Consider the following 17,952-nt stretch of genomic DNA (forward strand, 5'->3'; position numbering starts at 1 on the left):
CCAAGAGGCTTTGTTATAACATGTGTCTTTTCCAATTTAATTTCTCCCTTGAATTTTCTAATGTAGGCGTACATTTCTCTCCCGCTGCTTGGGCTTCAATTGATATCACCACTTCGACTTTAAAGGAACTTCGTGAGGGTGATTCTTCAAAATTCATCTCAATCTTTGAGGAACTACTCGATGAATAAATCAGTGTAAAAGTAGCTCCTTTCCCTTTCGGATTCTTTCCATTTTTTTAAAAACTAAAATTGCTTCAAACCTTATTATATCAAGGCTTGAAGCATATCAATATTAGTTCAAACTTTTGCTATTTATTTAAAAGCTGAAATAGTGAACTCCCAAGGTATATTCTCATTTTCCCAACCTCTATGTTCATCAAACTTCCTTAACTTAAAACCTGTTTTAATGACAGAATTTATTATTTCACTCAGTGTAAATAATCTAATTGAAACATTAGGAAACTCATTTTGTTCATTCTCATCAAAATGATTTTTATAAGCTATATCTCCATTATGCAATTCCTTATTAAAGTAATTCAGTTGAATTTGATATTCACTATCATTTAAAGGGTTTTTAACTATGCACCTTCTTAATGGGTGGAAGTCACTTAATAATATTTCTCCACCCTGCTTTAGCAAAGTAAAGAGAATAGACATAAACTTATCAATATCATTAAAGTAATGCAAAATTCCTCCCTCTAAATAAAGCATGTCAAAAGAATTTTCATACTTAACTAAATCAATGTCATAAATATCCGTAACAATATATTCAATATAGGTATTTGCATTTTCTGCTAGTTCAAGAGCATATCTTTTATTTTCTTCTGATATATCAAACACAGTGACTACAGCACCTATTATCGCTAACGGAACTGCTTTCCTGCCATTTGATCCACACAAATTGGCTATCTTTTTTCCTTTGATGTTTCGAAAGAACTCTATATGTTTTTTAAGTTGTAATTCAGGATTTTCTAAAATTATCTTTGCTTTAGTTTCAGGTGTTCCATCTCTTTTATTCCAAAATTCATATGCTCTGTACTCCCAAGCTTTTTTATTTTGGGAACTCTGCTCATTCATTTTATTACCTCCACAAAAATGTTTTGATAACCTTTAATTGTTCTTTATTTTTTCGAATATTCCTGCTACAACAAAAATATAAAGTATTATTTGTCTTAAAAAGTTTATCAAATGCATAGCCTATAACTTTTTATATAACATTAAAATCGCAATTCTTCACACTTTCTCTTTCAATGTAAGAAAAAACTACCCTATTTATTTTAAAAATGTATCGCACATCCATTTATAAAATTTTCCCTTCTCTTCATATTGTGGATAATGCGCTGATTGCTCAAAAGTAATAAATTCTTTCTTGTTGGCTTCAATCATATTAAAATATTTTTTCGCCTCATTTGTTGTAGTCATATAATCATATTTGCCCATAATAAAATAAACCGGCAATTCAAGTTTCGTTACGTTAGTAGGTAATGAATTTTTTAATATGTCCTCTAACAAAGACTTCTGAGAATAGGCCAACCCACGATTATAACGGATTAGGTCTAATAAGTTATACTCACTACTGAGTAATATACCTAAGTTATCTCCATCGGGGTTTTCAATGAGTCTGACACTTCCGCCATATTTAATAACATAATTCCGCGGGGTAAACATCTCGCCATTTTTAATTTTTTCAGTTAACCCTTGTAAATATATTACATCATCCGTATTACCAGCTGTTTCAGCCTGCTTGATAACGTAGTTTAAGCTTTCAATCTCGCTTTCTACTTGATTACTCATTTGTCCAATACCAACATATGCTTCATACTTCTCAGGTGCTTTATGAGCAGCCTGCGTGCCAATATATGTACCATAAGAATGACCAATTAGTATTACTTTTTCTTTGTCGAGCCGTTCTGATATATAATCCGTCAAAGCCATTAAGTCATCCACTAGTATGTCTGACGAAAGATTAGAATAGTCCTCAAAAAAATGATAGGATTTTCCACTTGCTCGCTGATCATAATTAACAACCGTAAATTTAGTTTCCAGTAAGTCTTGGTAGTTTTCTGCATATGGTATTTCCGAGCATCCAGGTCCTCCATGTACAAAAATAATAACAGGATTATCCTTATCAGTGCCACGTATCATTATTTCATGATTACTTCCATTTATCTCTACTTGTTCTAATGCACTTATACTGTTATCACCTTTTATATGCGAAGTCCAAGTAGGGCAAAAAAGTGCTATGATTAGCCCTATTAAAATAATGACTCCAATATATTTTATTAGCTTCTTTATGATTTTCATCTGTTCTTCCCTTTCTTACATTTTTCGTAAGTTGAATTATCGAATCTTTATTTACGTCTGCTCTAACTTCATCAAAAATACATACTGTATTAAATACATACTGTATTGATTTGAGCATGTTTTTTGACCTCTATTATTAATTTCATTTCCAGACGTGTTGATTAACTGATTTTTACCATTTCCAAAAAAGTAGGAAGATGATTCCCCTTATAAACATGCTTGTTTCATTTCATATTTCTACTCTACAGATACAAGGTCATATACTGTAGTGTCAATAAGTCATTAATAAGTCATCACTATTTTGAAAAAACGACCAATTACGACGATTGGCTATAATCTATTAGGCGATCCATGTAAATGGTGGACCTCCTTATGAATTTCCCATGAAGTTCAAGTTAGTTGCAATAAAAAAAGAGTGAAGACAAAGTTAATTTCACTTTGTCCACACTCTCTTACTTCAATGTTTATAATCTTCTATAAGACTCTCTTCCATTGCTTTCATAATAGCTGAAGATCTGTTTTTAACATTTAATTTCGAATAAATGTTAGAGATATAATTTTTCACAGTTCCTACTGTAAGAAACATCTTTTCAGAAATTTCTTTATTAGATAATCTTTGAGTTAAACATTTTAATACTTTTAATTCTTGATTATTTAAATCATATGGGTTTTTCATAGAATTATGGTCGAGTTGTTCCGAGTGTTCGTTTTTAGTTAATTGTATCTGGCCAAACACTTCTTTTGCTAATTGTTGAGGAATGAGAGAACCTCCATCATACACCATTTTAATTCCCTGAACTAAAAATTCAGGATCAACAGCCTTTAATATGTAGCCCTCTGCACCAGCATGTAAGGCATTCAAAACGTGTGAAACATCTTGAAATGTAGTAAGTATAATAATTTTTATATTGGGCCATCGTTTTTTAATTTCTTCTGTCGCTTTTACACCATCCATCACCGGCATTTGTATATCCATTAGAAGAATATCAATATTTTCCATTTCACATAAAGCAATGGCCTTCTCTCCATTTTCCGCAGTTCCAATAATCTCAATGTCAGAAATGCTTTCTATCACAATTTTTAAGCTCTTTCTTAAAATCTCTTGATCTTCGACGATTACCGCTTTTATCATGATAATGCCACTTCCTTTGCCGTAGGTATATGACACGTTATCCTCATACCAGCATTCAATTTCGAATAAAATTCCACTGTACCTGCCAATGCCGATATTCGATCTTTCATTGAACGTAAGCCAAACCCTAAATGTAATTCACTAAAACCTATTCCATTATCTTCAATGAGAACAATCAATTCTTCTTGATTAAAAGAAATAGTTACATTAATAATGGTAGCCTGCCCATGTTTTTTTGCATTTGTAAGACCTTCTTGTATACAACGAATAATGGCAAACTTTACCCTTTCGCCGACTTTGGTCGCTTCTCCTTCGACTATCAGTTTTATATCCGTTGATGTATGTTTCATAAAATCAACAATCAATTCTTGCACAGATTCAATAAGTGTTTGATGAGACACGGGCGACATCTGGTGAATTGTCTTTCTCACATCTTGCAATCCACCTCGTACTAAATCCGAAATCTCTTTTATACTTTTTTCTGCTTCTAATTTATCTGCCCGATATAGAAAAGGAAGAGCATCTAAACACGTTATGACTGAGGTGAAAATATGGCCTACTGTATCGTGCAAATCTTGTGAAACTCGATTTCGTTCTTCCTTAATCGTCAGTTCCTCAATCTTTTTTGAGTAATATACCAACTCCTCGTTTTTTACCTCAATGGAAGCAATTAACGTTTTATTTGCGTTATTGACAAGTGTCATCCTTCCTAAACATAACCCGATACCATAAAAAATAGTTGTATCAATGACGCGAGCAAAGAAACCCTCATCAGCGAAGAGATCACCAGCCAATGTGCCAGCAAAAAAAAGAGAAGTATATAAGAGAGGCCCTAACCAAATTAACGGCTTCACTTGACAAGCATAAGCTACAGTAAGCATAGGCCAGAATAGAAAACTGTAAGTCTCTGATATTTCATATTGGATCGATAGGTAAATAAAAGCTGAACCCGTTAGCAATACCTCAGCAAATACATACTTAGGAAATTTTATAAACCCAGGCCTATAAAAGAGGTGGGGTATTATGTATAAACTAATAGCCCAAAAAAGTAAAATCCACTTGTTCAAGCCTGTCGTACCTATGACTATCAAGTAGCCAATATTCGTAATCCATATTGTACGAATAAGAAATAGAACATAGTCCAACCAACACCATTTTCTCTGCTCCTTAATTGCATTCATACTTTTATATCCCCCAACTTCCGCATCTATACCATTATGCCTAAAATCCCTTGCCATTTCATTCATATAATTGTACTTCAGTTTACAATTTTACCTAAATTTTAACACAAATTCATTAATTTATTATAAGGCTTTATTCAAACCCAATTGTTGAATAAAAATTTCATATTGGTTACCTTACTATCTAATTGTGTTTAGTTTGTAATATCTTTCGAATTAGGAGAATTACGATTAATAACTTGGAAGTAAATTATTGCTGAACATCCTATACACAAAAAACCACTCACTAATAAAACAAACAAAAGAATTTTTCCACCTATGGTTGGAGAATTACAAATTAAATAACTAAGGAAAAATAATCCTCCACTTAAAATGAATAAATAAGATGAAAACCATTTATGCCTTTCTTTTAAGAAATAATATCCAATTAGAATTAGCAAATATAAACTGCTTATTGTCATAATAACTGGATAAGTGGGTTGGTATTTTATCGCATAAATAAAATAGTCTAATTGTGATATATCGCTACCTCTATGTACTTCTCCATGTAATAATTGAGAGAATGGGGTTGAATACTTCCATTCCCATGGATTTTCAATAATTGCGCTACCCTCATACCATGCAACAATAGTAGACAAAAATAATAAGATAATGGTCATACCAAACTGAATGAAAAATCTTAGCAAATAAAATCACCCTTCAATATCCTTTTTATATAGTTTTCGTCACATTTGATTTTCTTTACTTCATCCTCTAACTATTTCGTTAGAGAAAAAAAGAATTGAACTTAAGTTATATTAACTTTTAATCTAGCACTTACTATTAATAAGGTATGATGACACCTACACTCACATGATTTACCGAATCTTTTTTAATTAACGGCAACAAATCTTGGACCTTTCCTGTTACAATGACGCCACTAACCAATACAGCGCCTTTTTGTCGGATTGATTTTAAAAGTGGTTTTACATGAGTATCTTTTTCATCTTCTTTAGACAGATTTGATAATCTCACCCTGAAGTTTTCTACGTCTTTTTCTATCCCTTCTATCCCTTTTTTAGGAGCTGTAATTGTAAAACCATATGCGTAGTCACCTATTACATACCTAGGCATTATTGATATATCTGCATCCGGGTTTTGAACCCACGCCCATTGGGCAGTTGGAAATTGATTTAGCATTTGATGGGTACTCATTTCTTCCTTAAATGAAATAGCTAATTCCACAATGTTGAATAATGGTAAAGACCTTAGAAATTCCCTGTCATCCTCTATCTTTTTTCCACCGGGGACATAAAAATTAACCACTCTTTGTCCATTTCGATAATATTGTTGCTCATTATTTGAAGAAGCTGTTATCTCATTATTATAAATAGTTGTTGGAGAATCGTAGATTTTAAACCAAGTTTGTTCGTTATACCATGTGTACGGAATTCCCGCAACATCTTTTACATATTGATCTTGATTAATAGAAGATTCTAAATTATAACTAGTTGTAGATTTATCATAACGTATATTCGCACCATAAACTTCGCTTTGGTCCCTTTTCACTGAAAGATATTCCGACATCGAACGCTGCATTTGATAATGCGCAATAATAAAAATAAACCCTATAACTAATAAGACACCTATCGTAACTATTGTGGATATAATAATTGTCTTCTTTAATGATTTCCTTTTAGCTTTTTTTATAAGTGGTTGGAACCCATCATTCTTATTGAAAATAGAATCTTTATCCAAAACGTTGAACCTCCTCAATCACTTTTCTAACTTTCTTTTTTGCTCTGACTAACATTGTTTTAATTGATTTATCTGTAGTACCATAAATAATAGCTATATCCTTTAAGGTCAATTCTCCACAATATTTGAGGAGCAAAAGTTCCGCATCTTTTTGTGGTATTTTACCTAGACACTCTGACAGCATTGTATGTAATTCATTTTTTATCATTATGTCCTCTGGTGTTGTCCAATCTAATAAATCTTCTATCTTAACGGAATTCACATATTTATCTTTATACTTACGCTTCCTTAAGCTATCGTAATATTTATTGATTGCAACTCTGAAAAGCCACGCATCAATATAATCTTCCTGGATTGTATCTAAATATTGGACAAACTGAATAGCAGTTTCCTGAATGATATCTTCCGCATCCTCTTTGATAGCCCCCATTTTTATTAAAAGAAAATATACAGCTTTCAATTTTTTATTTATGTACATTCCTAATTGTTCATCCATAACCACCCTCCTAAATAATTAACGAATGAGTTTCTAAAAAGTAAACAATACATAAAACAATTCATAAAAAAGATAGCCTTCTTTTAAGACTATCCGATAACTTGCCATATTAAAAACTCTATATCATTCATCTAATAACCCCTAGTCAGCAAATAGCATAAAGAAAGATGAATCTGATTCAATACTTAAGTAGAAAGTATATATGACCGATTATCTGTATTGGAGGGTGTAGTCAATAATCCAGGTAGGAAAACTAAACGGTTAATAAAAGACCTCAAGCTGGGATCAAATAATTATTTTAGTTCAGATGTTTTTTCGCCAGAGAGAATTTCGAAGAGTTCTGCTGACTCATTCTTGTCTAAGTGAGCGTATTTACTTTCAGCGTCAATGACAAGTTCTACCTTATCTTTATTTGGCCTTATCCAAAGTTCATACAATACAGCTTTTGCTTCTATGTTAGGATTTTTATATTGAAAGGCAAATTTATAATCAGCAGGTTGAGCAGGTTGCATATCTACTTTTACATTTTCCCAATCAATGTTATTTAATATCTCTCTCACTTTTGTTACTTGCTCACTGTTGCTGATTTTTTTAAATTCTTCATAATTATTTTCATCACCAATACGCTTTTGAACCACGAGATTTTGTTCTTCATTTTTTATTGGATTTGTACAACCCGATATGAAAATTAAAAGGATTCCTATAAAAACAATTAAAAACTTAAAATTTTTCAAGGCAATATCCCCTTTTATATAATTAGAAGTTTATTTTTTGGAAAAGCCCCAATTTTTCCCTTATGATTATAGCATATCTATCGAAAGCAACAATCTTTTAGAATACAGCCTAAATTAAAAAGCCCCGAATTATTAGGACTCCTCTTCAATATTCGCTTCTTGCATTGCTTCTAGCTCACGTTTAGCGTGACTGTACGGTATTCTATCCTCTAGCCGACCCGATATTCGAGACTTATTGGCAAGCTGGTCGAGTTTATTTACCTCATGGTTTCCTTAATCGGATTTTGCGTGTAATGTTGCTTGAGTTTTTGGAAAAGTACGCGCATATCATGAGAACCTAACCCCTTTGTTAATTCACGTGCCAATTCCATATCTTCTGCTGTAATTTCTCGGGCGAGGTCTAACTTTTGGCGTATCTGCTACTGTTGATAACGTGCGTTAGTTATTGTCATAGTGTTATTTGTCTCCGTTAATGTCTTTTACGGATTTTAAGTCTAAGATCTGTAACAAACCATTATCAAAGCAACGCTCTAGGAACGCCCTCAAACACTTTAAGCGAATTAATTTTGTCTGTGGCTTTATATTCAGTGACACAAGTCAATCGTATATAGAGTCAGCATTTATATCCTTCATGTAACTATGTCGGTCTTTTTTTAAAGCCATTCACATACATTTCATAATCGCTAATAGTGCGTGGTCTTAATCCGGCGACTTGCATTTGGTTGACGACTTAAGCGCTTTTCAATCGTAAAATCTTCGCGATGATTCGGCTGTTTCTGTCCATCAGCGAAAATACCGTTTAAATCGGTAGCTACTCGTAAGCCAGTCCGCTTTTTAGACAACAAAAAAACCTCCTGTCGATTAAGACCGGAAGTCGAGTGTTTACGGTTATTTGACCGTCACTTTGACCGATTGCTTAATCGCCAAGAGGCGTTGATATAACGCGGTTTATCACCGTTTAAATTACGTCCCAGGAGAGATTCGAACTCCCGACCGTACGCTTAGAAGGCGTATGCTCTATCCAGCTGAGCTACTGGGACAAGTTGTCTTCATGAAGTATTATCATGAGGACAATATTTATTATAGCAGGTTTAGAGAATAAGTCAACGCTAATTTGCTAAATTACTAAATTTTTTTCTGCAATAATTTGTTTTTCTTCTGTATAAAAGGAAACAGACCAACTATTGCCAGTCTTTTCGATTATCGCATAGCTTTTTTCTTTACGGCCTCTTGGCAGTAAAAGGCTTCCTGGATTGACATAAAGGATCTCATCAACCAGTTCTACACCTAGGAAATGGGAATGACCGAACAGCACTACATCTGCTCCAACTTCTCTCGCTCGGAATGATAAGGCGTTTAAATTCGATTTGACGCCAAACAAATGGCCATGTGTTATAAAAATGGTCTCACCGTTTATTTCCTTGATGACTTCAGTAGGAAAGTTCATATCATAATCACAGTTGCCTCTGACTTTATACACATCTTCCAGCTCTGGCGCATCAAACGGAAGCTCACTGTCACCGCAATGAAAGATGGCATCAACATCTAAGTTTTGTTTCTTCACTTCTTGTATTATAGCTGCATCGCCATGTGTATCGCTCATAACCAATATTTTCATAGGTGCTTCCCTCCCCTATTGGAGCCAAGTAGGCAAATCACTTGCAAGCTTGCGGATTGCATTGCCGCGATGTGATAAACTACCTTTTTCTGCTGGCGTCATTTCTGCCATTGTCTTTTCTTTTTCTGGCACATAAAAAATAGGGTCATATCCAAAGCCTTGGTCGCCTCGTCTTTCAGTCAAAATCACGCCTTCACACGTACCTTTCACTGTTTCTGTCGGCACATCTGGACCTGCGATAGCTAGGCAGCATGTAAAACGGGCTGTGCGATCTTCTGTAGAAACGCCTTCTAAATTCCGAAGGGCCTTATCCATATTTGCTTCGTCATCATGGTCTCCTGCATAACGCGCTGAATATACGCCTGGTTCACCGTGTAGAGCGTCTATTTCAAGGCCGCTATCATCTGCTATAACATAGGTATGTAATCGATTAGCGACTGTCTCAGCTTTTAATACGGCGTTTTCTTCGAATGTACTTCCTGTTTCTTCGATTTCCATATCAGGTGCCACATCGAATAATGTTAGTACTTCAAATCCTAATGGCTCAAAAATAGCTTCAAAGTCTTTTGCTTTTCCTTTGTTTTTTGTTGCAATAATAATTTGTTTCATTATGTACGCCCCTTTCTTCTCTAGGTTATTTTAGCATGTTTCCAATTGAAAAGCCCGAAACATGATGTCTCGGGCTTCGCACTATAGTTGTATTCGTTTGACTTGCAAATCTTTTAAGGGTAACCAACTGCTTGCGATGGACTGAAAAATAGGTACCGAACCTGTTGTATAGAAAAGATGCTTAGGTGGGTGTTCATCCATTCTTTCAATATGCAGAAACTCAAGTGTTTCTTTCACATGCTTTGCAGTTTCTTCTGCAGAAGATACCACATGCACTTCTTCTCCAACTACATCTTCAATCAATTCTTGAATAATTGGATAATGTGTACAGCCTAAAATCATTGTATCAAACCTACTATTTTTCAATGGAGCTAGTGTTTCTTCTACTAGATTCCGTGCAAACTCACCCTGATATTGGCCGCTTTCCACAAGCGGCACAAGCCTTGGACAAGCAAGCGCTGTGATAGAGCTAGAAGAATTCAACGAATATATTGCATTTTCGTATGCTCCACTTTTTACTGTGCCAGGTGTAGCAATAACCGCGATACTGCGTGTCTTTGTCGCTTTAATCGCCGCCTTAGCTCCTGCATTGATGACACCAATGACAGGGAAGGGACAACGCTTTTGTAAGCCTTCTAAAGCAACAGCTGTAATCGTATTACAAGCAATGACAAGCATTTTGATATCCATTTTCGAAAGCTTCTCGACAATTTGGTTTGTAAATTCGATGACTTGCTCTTTAGATCTTGTTCCATAAGGACAGCGCGCAGTGTCGCCTAAATAAATAATCGACTCATTTGGCAAATAGCGCAGCATTTCTTTGACAACGGTTAGCCCACCTACTCCTGAATCAATAACTCCGATGGGAGCATTCACTTTAACCGCCTCTATCCTGGTTCATTTCTTCGTATAATTTACTTAACAATATTGATAGAGATTGAACCTGGTCACTAGAAAAGTCTTTTACTAGGTCTGCCAAATAATTTTGGCGTTGTTCAATTACTTCTTCAATAATGCGCTCTCCTTCTTCAAGCAAATGGATACAAACGACACGACGATCTTGAGTATCTCGAATACGCTGCACAAGCGCATTTTTTTCCATACGATCTACTAAATCGGTCGTTGTACTGAACGCTAAATACATTTTATTCGAAAGATCTCCGATTGTCATGTCACCTAACTCATGAAGCCATTGTAGAGCGATAAACTGTGGTGGGGTAATTGTATAATTACTTAATATTTCTCTGCCTCTTTGCTTAATTAGAGCAGCAATGTGGCGCAGATTCTTTTCTAATAATGCAATCTGTTCGTTTGTTTGAAATTGTTGTGGCTCTTGGTTCGACATGTAGTTTATCCACTCCTCAAAAGGATTACTTATTCCTATTGTGAAGTTTTTTTAGGAAAATGGCAAGTATCCTTTTTAGTCTAGCGAAAACTCTCCTAATCTTATGAGTTCAAGCATTGCTTGAGCACGACTAGATACACCCAATTTTTGGATTGTATTGGAAATATGGTTTCGTACTGTTTTCTCGCTGATGCCCAGCTCTTTGGCAATTTCCTTTGTAGCATAGTCCTTCATTAATAGAAGAAAAATTTCGTGTTCTCTTTTCGTTAATATTGAATGATTAAAACGACTCATTCCGGGCGCCCCTCCAATCCCCTCACATTGTAACTTATGTAGGGACATGGTTAGCTGTGACGGCATTTCAGGGGCTATTTGACTTTATCGTGTTAGCTTTGCCAATTGTTCTTCCTGCCAACGGACAGATTTACCTGTTTTAGCACTTATTTGTACCATTGCCCCGCGGCCCCCAAAACAAATCTCGTCTTTTTCATTTACCGCTAAATAGTGGATATCCATTGAAGACGCGCCCATGTCTGCAATTTTGGCATAGACTTTCAACTGTTCTCCGAAATAAACTTGCTTTACAAAATCGCATTGCAAATCTGCTACCACAGGTATCGTTTCACCATTATTTAACCATTCTTGCATTAATCCTAACGATTTTAGGTAATCAATCCTCGCTTGCTCGAAATAAACGAACGGGACAGTGTTATTCATATGGCCATATAAATCTGTCTCTGAAAAACGTACCTCAATCGGTACATAAAAAGTAAAATCTTCTTTCCAATTTTCGATATTGTTTATGTAGCTTTTTAACATGGCAATTCCCCCTCTGTAAAGAAAAAATGAATAGCTATTCATTAATTATACAGAACATGTAACTCAAAATCTATTACTATCCATAGTTGTAAACTTTTTAGTAAATAGCGTAGCATTATGAATCTCAAAATAAAGATAAAAAACTCCGCACAATGAATATTGTACGGAGCTTCTATCATTCTTAAAAACTAGTCCACCATGTGGTCAGAACCAAAGAAGTTTCTGAACATTTGAACTGTAGTGTCACGGTTAAGTGCTGCAATTGATGTAGTCAAAGGAATACCTTTTGGACATGCAACTACACAGTTTTGAGCATTACCACAGCTAGCAAGTCCACCATCGCCCATGATTGCGTTTAGGCGTTCGTCTTTATTCATCGCACCAGTTGGGTGTGAGTTGAATAAACGAACTTGAGATAGTGGTGCAGGGCCGATAAAGTCTGAATGGCTATTTACATTCGGACAAGACTCTAAGCAGACACCGCAAGTCATACATTTAGACAATTCATATGCCCATTCACGTTTACGTTCTGGCATACGAGGACCTTCGCCTAAATCATAAGAACCATCAATTGGAACCCATGCTTTGACTTTTTTCAATGAATCAAACATGCGGCTACGGTCAATTTGCAAGTCGCGGATGATAGGGAAAGTACTCATTGGTTGTAATTTAATTGGTTGTGTCAATTGATCAACCAATGATGAACATGATTGACGTGGACGTCCATTAATTACCATTGAACAAGCGCCACATACTTCTTCAAGACAGTTCATGTCCCAAGAAACAGGTGTTGTTTGTTTGCCGTCAGTCGTTACAGGATTTTCCCGAATTGCCATCAATACAGAGATTACATTCATGTTTGGACGATAAGGAACACGGAATTTTTCCCAGTAAGGGTTAGAGTCCGCATTGTCTTGTCGTTGAACTTCAACTTCAACAAATTTTTGCGCTTCGTTACCCATTATTAGTGACTTCCTTTCGCATAGTTACGTTCGCGAGGTTTGATTAGTGAAACATCAACTTCTTCGTAGCTAATTTTTGGATCAAATGAAGGCGTGAATTCAGCAATTGTTGTTTTAAGGAAGTTTGCATCATCACGAGTAGGGAAATCAGGTTTATAGTGAGCCCCACGTGATTCGTCACGAAGCAAAGCACCTTTTGTAATAACATTTGCAAGTGCAAGCATGTTTTTCAATTGGCGAGTGAATTGAACACCTTGGTTTGACCATTTAGATGTATCGTTAATATTAATGTTGTTATAACGTTCTTTTAGTTCTTGCAATTTCACAAGAGTTTTTTCAAGCTTGTCGTTGTAACGAACAACTGTTACGTTTTCTGTCATTACTTCTCCAAGTTCTTTGTGAAGTAAGTAAGCATTTTCAGTACCATCTAGACGAAGTACTTCATCCCATTTCTCTTGTTCTTCTTTTACTGCGCTATCAAATAGAGAAGATGGTAGGTCTTCAACATGTTTGTCAAGTCCACGGATGTACTCAACTGCATTTGGACCAGCTACGCTACCGCCATAAATAGCAGATAATAGTGAGTTCGCGCCAAGACGGTTTGCACCGTGTTGAGAGTAATCACATTCACCAGCTGCAAATACGCCAGGAATAGTTGTATGTTGATCGTAATCTACCCATAATCCGCCCATTGAATAGTGAACAGCAGGGAAAATTTTCATCGGTACTTTATGTGGGTCATCACCAACGAATTTTTGATAAATTTCGATGATGCCGCCAAGTTTAACATCTAATTCATGAGGGTCTTTGTGAGAAAGGTCAAGGTATACAACATTTTCTCCGTTAACACCTAATTTTTGATTAATACATACGTCAAAGATTTCACGTGTTGCAATATCACGTGGTACTAAGTTTCCGTATGCAGGATATTTTTCTTCTAAGAAGTACCAAGGTTTACCGTCTTTATAAGTCCAGATACGACCGCCTTCACCACGAGCAGATTCAGACATTAGACGTAATTTGTCATCGCCTGGGATTGCTGTTGGGTGAATTTGAATCATTTCACCGTTAGCGTATTTTGCGCCTTGTTGGTAAACGATAGATGCAGCAGAACCTGTGTTGATCATTGAGTTTGTTGATTTACCGAAGATGATACCAGGACCACCACTAGCCATGATTACAGCGTCAGAACGGAATGCTCTGATTTCGTGTGTAGTAAGGTCTTGTGCTTTAATACCTTTACAAACGCCTTCATCATCAAGAACTAAGCCAAGGAATTCCCAGCCTTCATACTTAGTCACTAGTCCTTCTACTTCCCAACGACGAACTTGTTCATCAAGTGCGTAAAGAAGTTGTTGACCAGTAGTCGCACCAGCAAATGCTGTACGGTGATGTTGTGTACCGCCGAAACGTCGGAAATCTAGTAAACCTTCTGGGGTACGGTTAAACATAACGCCCATACGGTCAAATAAGTGGATAATGCCAGGTGCAGCGTCACACATTGCTTTTACAGGTGGTTGGTTTGCTAAGAAGTCCCCACCATACACTGTATCATCAAAGTGAATCCAAGGTGAGTCACCTTCACCTTTTGTATTAACGGCACCATTAATTCCGCCTTGCGCACAAACAGAGTGTGAGCGTTTTACCGGAACTAACGAGAATAATTCAACTTCAGTGCCCATTTCGGCAGCTTTCATAGTAGCCATTAAGCCGGCCAAACCGCCACCAACGACGATCAATTTGCTTTTAGCCATGTTTTTCTCACTCCTCGTTCAAATAGTAATCAAGCGCTTTCACGTCTATCAGTCTATCATCTTATGCAAATGCAAATAGAGCTGAAATGCCGATTACAGATAACACTACAAAGAAAATCATTGTGATATAAGTTGCAATTCGTTGAGATCTTGGAGATTGTGTAATTCCCCAGCTTACTAAGAATGACCAAATACCATTCGCTAAGTGGAATGTAGCTGAAATAATACCTAATGCATAGAATGCTACCATGAATGGGTTAGATAGTACTTTTACCATCATATCATAGTCTACTTCTGTGCCAAGCGCCTTTTGAATACGTGTTTGGAAGATATGCCATGCAATAAAGATTACTAGGATAACCCCTGTAATACGTTGTAACATGAACATCCAGTTACGGAATGTGCCAAAACGTTGGTTATTTGGTTTAGCAGTGAACGCAATGTACACACCATAAAATGCATGGAACATTAATGGAATGTAAATTATGAACCACTCTAGGAACCATAAGAATGGAAGATTCCCCATGAAATCACTAGCTTTGTTGAATGATTCTTCACCGTTTGTAGCTTGGAAGTTTACTAACAAGTGTTGCGTCACAAAAATCCCTACTGGAATGATTCCAAGAAGAGAATGCAGACGACGCCAATAAAACTCTCGATCTTTCGACAAGACTGTTACCCCCCTCAGTACTGGAAACGAAGACTGTCAATTTTTCGCCACTAGATTGTAACGGACATTCTATTGACTGCTTGTTTCATAATGGTACAATATTATGACAAGTTTATTGTACTCTCATCCCTCATAAGCGTCAAGGTAACAAAGCTATTTTCAAATGTTGCGATAAGACATATTATTCTAGAAAAGATACATAATTTCTCTTCTATAACCAAGGCTTCTTTTTAATCAAAAAACCGTTAAAAAATATAAGAAAGAAGGAATTGCCATGCCTACCGAAACAAATAAAGAAGAAGTCACTCAGTTTGGCTATGAACTCATCCGTGACCATGTACTTTCCTCTATTTTGGGAAAAAATGAAGAAGATATCCTTTACTGGTGCGGAAAAGAGTTGGCCCGTAAGTTCCCAGCGACCGATTTAGACCAAGTCCCGGTCTTTTTTAAAGAAGCAGGCTGGGGTGACTTGACAATCGACAAGCTGTCAAAAGATGAAGCATTTTGTACATTGGCAGGAACAGATGAACACTTAAAGTTCAACCAACGTTGTTTCCGCCTTGAAGCGGGATTCTTAGCCCAAAGCCAACAACAAGCATGTGGCTTTCTTACAGAATGTGCGGAAGAAATAAAACCCAAACAAAGCCATGTTAAATTTCATATTAAATGGGATTTGAAGGATCCTATTGAGGGATGATTACAGTCCTCTAACATTTATAAGTACTATTAAAAAGTAGATAAGCTCGCTTATCTACTTTTTGTTATTTAAGGATTTCTCTTTCTCAGCAAAAAAGTCTACGATCACCTGTGCTAGTTTCTCAGGTACCTTTGCTTCCCGAAAAGCTTCAATATCAGCTTCTTTAATCTTTTTAATCGAGCCAAAGTGTTTCAATAATTGTTGTTTCCTTTTGGGCCCGACACCAGGAATTTCATCTAAGATAGAAGTAATGGCATTTTTCTCATGCAATGACCGATGGAAGGTAATAGCGAATCGGTGTACTTCATCTTGGATACGCTGCAATAGATAGAAAGCCTCGCTTGTACGCTTTAGCGGAATGATTTCAGGCGGATTGCCGTAAAGCAATTGGGAAGTTTGGTGTTTATCATCCTTTGCAAGACCTGCAATTGGAATATCTAAACCTAGCTCATCCTCTAATATGCTTCTGGCTATCTCCATTTGCCCTTTGCCTCCGTCTGTAACAAGCAAATCCGGCAGCGGCAAACCCTCTTTCAAAACACGTGAGTATCGTCTACGGATTACTTCTTTCATTGCACCATAATCATCATGGGCGTTTGCACTTTGAATCTTGAATTTGCGGTATTCTTTTTTATTCGGCTTACCATCAATAAACACAACCATGGCGGATACAGTATCGGCTCCAAAAATATGAGAGTTATCAAATGCTTCAATGCGTAATGGGGTTGTGATATTCATTGCATTGCCAAGTTCCTCACATGCACCAATTGTCCGTTGTTCCTGCCTTTCAATCAGCTGGAATTTTTCACTGATAGCAATTTGCGCATTCTTAGATGCCAAATCAACCAACTCTTTTTTCTTTCCTTTTTGAGGAATCAGTACTTTTGCCTCTAGCACTTCTTGAAGTATATCACCATCCACACCCTTTGGTAGTAAGACTTCTTTCGGTTGAATATGCTCATTCTTTTCATAGAATTGACCTACAAATGTTAAGAATTCTTCCTCAGGCTCCCCATATGTCGGAAAAAGAGAAACATCTCTTTCTATCAGCTTGCCCTGTCTTACAAAGAAGACTTGAACACAGATCCAGCCTTTATCAACAGCAAAGCCAAAAACATCACGGTTTGTAAAATCATTAGTTGTGATTTTTTGTTTTTCCATTACCGCTTCAATATGGGCGATTTGATCTCGATATTCTTTCGCACGCTCAAAATCCAATTTCTCAGAAGCAGCAATCATTTTTTGCTTTAGGTCTTTTTTTACTGCATTATGCCCACCGTTCAAAAAATTAGTGATTTCAGCAGTCATCTGCCGATATGTCTCTTTTTCGATATCCTTTACACAAGGTGCTAGGCATTGTCCTAAGTGATAGTACAGACAAACACGGTTAGGCATATTTTGGCACTTTCGATAGGGATAAAGACGATCCAGCAGCTTCTTTGTCTCAGTAGCTGCATAAGCATTAGGATAGGGGCCAAAATACTTACCCTTGTCCTTTTTGACCTTTCTTACGATTAGCAAGCGCGGATTTTTTTCATTGGTTATTTTAATATATGGATAGGTTTTATCGTCCTTTAACATAATGTTATATTTAGGATCGTGCAATTTAATTAGATTTAACTCTAAAATAAAAGCTTCTTTATTGGAGGAAGTAACAATATACTCAAAGTCATCAATCTCACTTACAAGTCGTTGCGTTTTACCATTATGAGAACCTGTAAAGTACGAACGAACTCGATTTTTCAATACTTTCGCCTTACCTACATAGATTATGGTCCCTTGCCTGTCCTTCATTAAATAACAGCCTGGCTGGTCAGGTAAAATAGCTAGTTTTTGTTTAATTAAATCATTCATTGTATCACCTCTAAAAAAAACCGGGTGCCTAAGAGTAGGAC

Annotated in this window: 20 protein-coding genes and 1 tRNA gene; 1 reads left to right on the forward strand and 20 read right to left on the reverse strand. The window is 36.3% G+C overall.

The features are described 5' to 3' along the window. Nucleotides 1-311 precede the first annotated feature (311 nt). From RST01_RS08185 to RST01_RS08270, 19 genes are all read right to left on the reverse strand, one after another. The gene (locus RST01_RS08185; RefSeq protein ID WP_147195884.1) at nt 312-1,076 is read right to left on the reverse strand and encodes a class I SAM-dependent methyltransferase; all 765 of its coding nucleotides are present in this window, start codon (nt 1,074-1,076) and stop codon (nt 312-314) included. Between the two features lie 195 nt (nt 1,077-1,271). Then, nucleotides 1,272-2,303: an alpha/beta hydrolase gene (locus tag RST01_RS08190; RefSeq protein WP_147195886.1), complete on the reverse strand. Its 1,032-nt coding sequence runs from the start codon at nt 2,301-2,303 to the stop codon at nt 1,272-1,274. A gap of 457 nt (nt 2,304-2,760) precedes the next feature. Then, nucleotides 2,761-3,435, reverse strand: a complete 675-nt coding sequence (locus RST01_RS08195; RefSeq protein ID WP_221297913.1) for a response regulator transcription factor — start codon at nt 3,433-3,435, stop codon at nt 2,761-2,763. Beyond that, nucleotides 3,432-4,616: a sensor histidine kinase gene (locus RST01_RS08200; protein ID WP_184117452.1), complete on the reverse strand. Its 1,185-nt coding sequence runs from the start codon at nt 4,614-4,616 to the stop codon at nt 3,432-3,434. The genes RST01_RS08195 and RST01_RS08200 overlap by 4 nt, the downstream gene beginning before the upstream one ends. A gap of 194 nt (nt 4,617-4,810) precedes the next feature. Further along, a complete protein-coding gene (locus tag RST01_RS08205; protein WP_244946678.1) occupies nt 4,811-5,302 on the reverse strand; it encodes a YjdJ family protein in 492 nt (163 codons plus the stop codon). Nucleotides 5,303-5,438: 136 nt separating this feature from the next. Beyond that, entirely contained in the window at nt 5,439-6,353 is a 915-nt protein-coding gene (locus tag RST01_RS08210) for an anti sigma factor C-terminal domain-containing protein (protein ID WP_147195890.1), read from the reverse strand. Then, a complete protein-coding gene (locus tag RST01_RS08215; protein WP_147195892.1) occupies nt 6,346-6,849 on the reverse strand; it encodes an RNA polymerase sigma factor in 504 nt (167 codons plus the stop codon). The genes RST01_RS08210 and RST01_RS08215 overlap by 8 nt, the downstream gene beginning before the upstream one ends. A gap of 293 nt (nt 6,850-7,142) precedes the next feature. Continuing rightward, nucleotides 7,143-7,589: a YhfM domain-containing protein gene (locus tag RST01_RS08220; RefSeq protein WP_147195894.1), complete on the reverse strand. Its 447-nt coding sequence runs from the start codon at nt 7,587-7,589 to the stop codon at nt 7,143-7,145. A gap of 677 nt (nt 7,590-8,266) precedes the next feature. After that, nucleotides 8,267-8,425, reverse strand: coding sequence for a hypothetical protein (locus RST01_RS15985; protein WP_184117451.1), 159 nt, complete (start codon nt 8,423-8,425; stop codon nt 8,267-8,269). Nucleotides 8,426-8,549: 124 nt separating this feature from the next. Then, nucleotides 8,550-8,623, reverse strand: a tRNA-Arg gene (locus RST01_RS08225). A 77-nt stretch (nt 8,624-8,700) separates the two neighbouring features. Continuing rightward, nucleotides 8,701-9,201, reverse strand: coding sequence for a metallophosphoesterase (locus RST01_RS08230; protein WP_147195896.1), 501 nt, complete (start codon nt 9,199-9,201; stop codon nt 8,701-8,703). A gap of 15 nt (nt 9,202-9,216) precedes the next feature. Continuing rightward, nucleotides 9,217-9,810, reverse strand: coding sequence for an XTP/dITP diphosphatase (locus RST01_RS08235; RefSeq protein ID WP_147195897.1), 594 nt, complete (start codon nt 9,808-9,810; stop codon nt 9,217-9,219). An 81-nt stretch (nt 9,811-9,891) separates the two neighbouring features. Next, on the reverse strand, nt 9,892-10,686 hold the full coding sequence (gene racE, locus RST01_RS08240; RefSeq protein ID WP_066788663.1) for a glutamate racemase: 795 nt from the start codon (nt 10,684-10,686) through the stop codon (nt 9,892-9,894). Nucleotide 10,687: 1 nt separating this feature from the next. Further along, nucleotides 10,688-11,155, reverse strand: a complete 468-nt coding sequence (locus tag RST01_RS08245; RefSeq protein WP_066788665.1) for a MarR family winged helix-turn-helix transcriptional regulator — start codon at nt 11,153-11,155, stop codon at nt 10,688-10,690. A 75-nt stretch (nt 11,156-11,230) separates the two neighbouring features. Beyond that, the gene (locus tag RST01_RS08250; protein ID WP_147195899.1) at nt 11,231-11,449 is read right to left on the reverse strand and encodes a helix-turn-helix domain-containing protein; all 219 of its coding nucleotides are present in this window, start codon (nt 11,447-11,449) and stop codon (nt 11,231-11,233) included. 84 nt (nt 11,450-11,533) lie between these two features. Next, complete coding sequence (locus RST01_RS08255) at nt 11,534-11,974, reverse strand: acyl-CoA thioesterase (RefSeq protein ID WP_147195901.1); 441 nt, start codon at nt 11,972-11,974, stop codon at nt 11,534-11,536. Between the two features lie 188 nt (nt 11,975-12,162). After that, nucleotides 12,163-12,936, reverse strand: coding sequence for a succinate dehydrogenase iron-sulfur subunit (gene sdhB / locus RST01_RS08260; RefSeq protein WP_066788675.1), 774 nt, complete (start codon nt 12,934-12,936; stop codon nt 12,163-12,165). 2 nt (nt 12,937-12,938) lie between these two features. Further along, nucleotides 12,939-14,690 (reverse strand): succinate dehydrogenase flavoprotein subunit, encoded by a 1,752-nt coding sequence (gene sdhA, locus RST01_RS08265; protein ID WP_066788678.1) that lies wholly within the window; start codon nt 14,688-14,690, stop codon nt 12,939-12,941. Between the two features lie 61 nt (nt 14,691-14,751). Beyond that, nucleotides 14,752-15,360 carry a succinate dehydrogenase cytochrome b558 subunit gene (locus tag RST01_RS08270; RefSeq protein WP_066788680.1) on the reverse strand — a complete coding sequence of 203 codons (609 nt, stop codon included), beginning with the start codon at nt 15,358-15,360 and terminating at the stop codon, nt 14,752-14,754. A gap of 274 nt (nt 15,361-15,634) precedes the next feature. On the opposite strand from RST01_RS08270, the gene RST01_RS08275 reads away from it, so the two are divergent. Beyond that, nucleotides 15,635-16,057, forward strand: a complete 423-nt coding sequence (locus RST01_RS08275) for a DUF2507 domain-containing protein (protein WP_066788683.1) — start codon at nt 15,635-15,637, stop codon at nt 16,055-16,057. A 54-nt stretch (nt 16,058-16,111) separates the two neighbouring features. Here the strand turns inward: RST01_RS08275 and uvrC are convergent, their stop codons facing one another. Continuing rightward, on the reverse strand, nt 16,112-17,911 hold the full coding sequence (uvrC, locus tag RST01_RS08280) for an excinuclease ABC subunit UvrC (protein WP_147195903.1): 1,800 nt from the start codon (nt 17,909-17,911) through the stop codon (nt 16,112-16,114). Nucleotides 17,912-17,952 lie beyond the last annotated feature (41 nt).

The sequence above is a fragment of the Rummeliibacillus stabekisii genome (assembly GCF_007988965.1).
Lineage (GTDB): Bacteria > Bacillota > Bacilli > Bacillales_A > Planococcaceae > Rummeliibacillus > Rummeliibacillus stabekisii.

Coding starts and splice junctions, on each gene's coding strand:
- RST01_RS08185 (WP_147195884.1), bottom strand. CDS start 1,076: ATGAATGAGCAGAGTTCCCAAAATAAAAAAGCTTGGGAGTACAGAGCA.
- RST01_RS08190 (WP_147195886.1), bottom strand. CDS start 2,303: ATGAAAATCATAAAGAAGCTAATAAAATATATTGGAGTCATTATTTTA.
- RST01_RS08195 (WP_221297913.1), bottom strand. CDS start 3,435: ATGATAAAAGCGGTAATCGTCGAAGATCAAGAGATTTTAAGAAAGAGC.
- RST01_RS08200 (WP_184117452.1), bottom strand. CDS start 4,616: ATGAATGCAATTAAGGAGCAGAGAAAATGGTGTTGGTTGGACTATGTT.
- RST01_RS08215 (WP_147195892.1), bottom strand. CDS start 6,849: ATGGATGAACAATTAGGAATGTACATAAATAAAAAATTGAAAGCTGTA.
- RST01_RS08230 (WP_147195896.1), bottom strand. CDS start 9,201: ATGAAAATATTGGTTATGAGCGATACACATGGCGATGCAGCTATAATA.
- RST01_RS08235 (WP_147195897.1), bottom strand. CDS start 9,810: ATGAAACAAATTATTATTGCAACAAAAAACAAAGGAAAAGCAAAAGAC.
- RST01_RS08245 (WP_066788665.1), bottom strand. CDS start 11,155: ATGTCGAACCAAGAGCCACAACAATTTCAAACAAACGAACAGATTGCA.
- RST01_RS08250 (WP_147195899.1), bottom strand. CDS start 11,449: ATGAGTCGTTTTAATCATTCAATATTAACGAAAAGAGAACACGAAATT.
- RST01_RS08255 (WP_147195901.1), bottom strand. CDS start 11,974: ATGTTAAAAAGCTACATAAACAATATCGAAAATTGGAAAGAAGATTTT.
- sdhB (WP_066788675.1), bottom strand. CDS start 12,936: ATGGGTAACGAAGCGCAAAAATTTGTTGAAGTTGAAGTTCAACGACAA.
- sdhA (WP_066788678.1), bottom strand. CDS start 14,690: ATGGCTAAAAGCAAATTGATCGTCGTTGGTGGCGGTTTGGCCGGCTTA.
- RST01_RS08275 (WP_066788683.1), top strand. CDS start 15,635: ATGCCTACCGAAACAAATAAAGAAGAAGTCACTCAGTTTGGCTATGAA.
- uvrC (WP_147195903.1), bottom strand. CDS start 17,911: ATGAATGATTTAATTAAACAAAAACTAGCTATTTTACCTGACCAGCCA.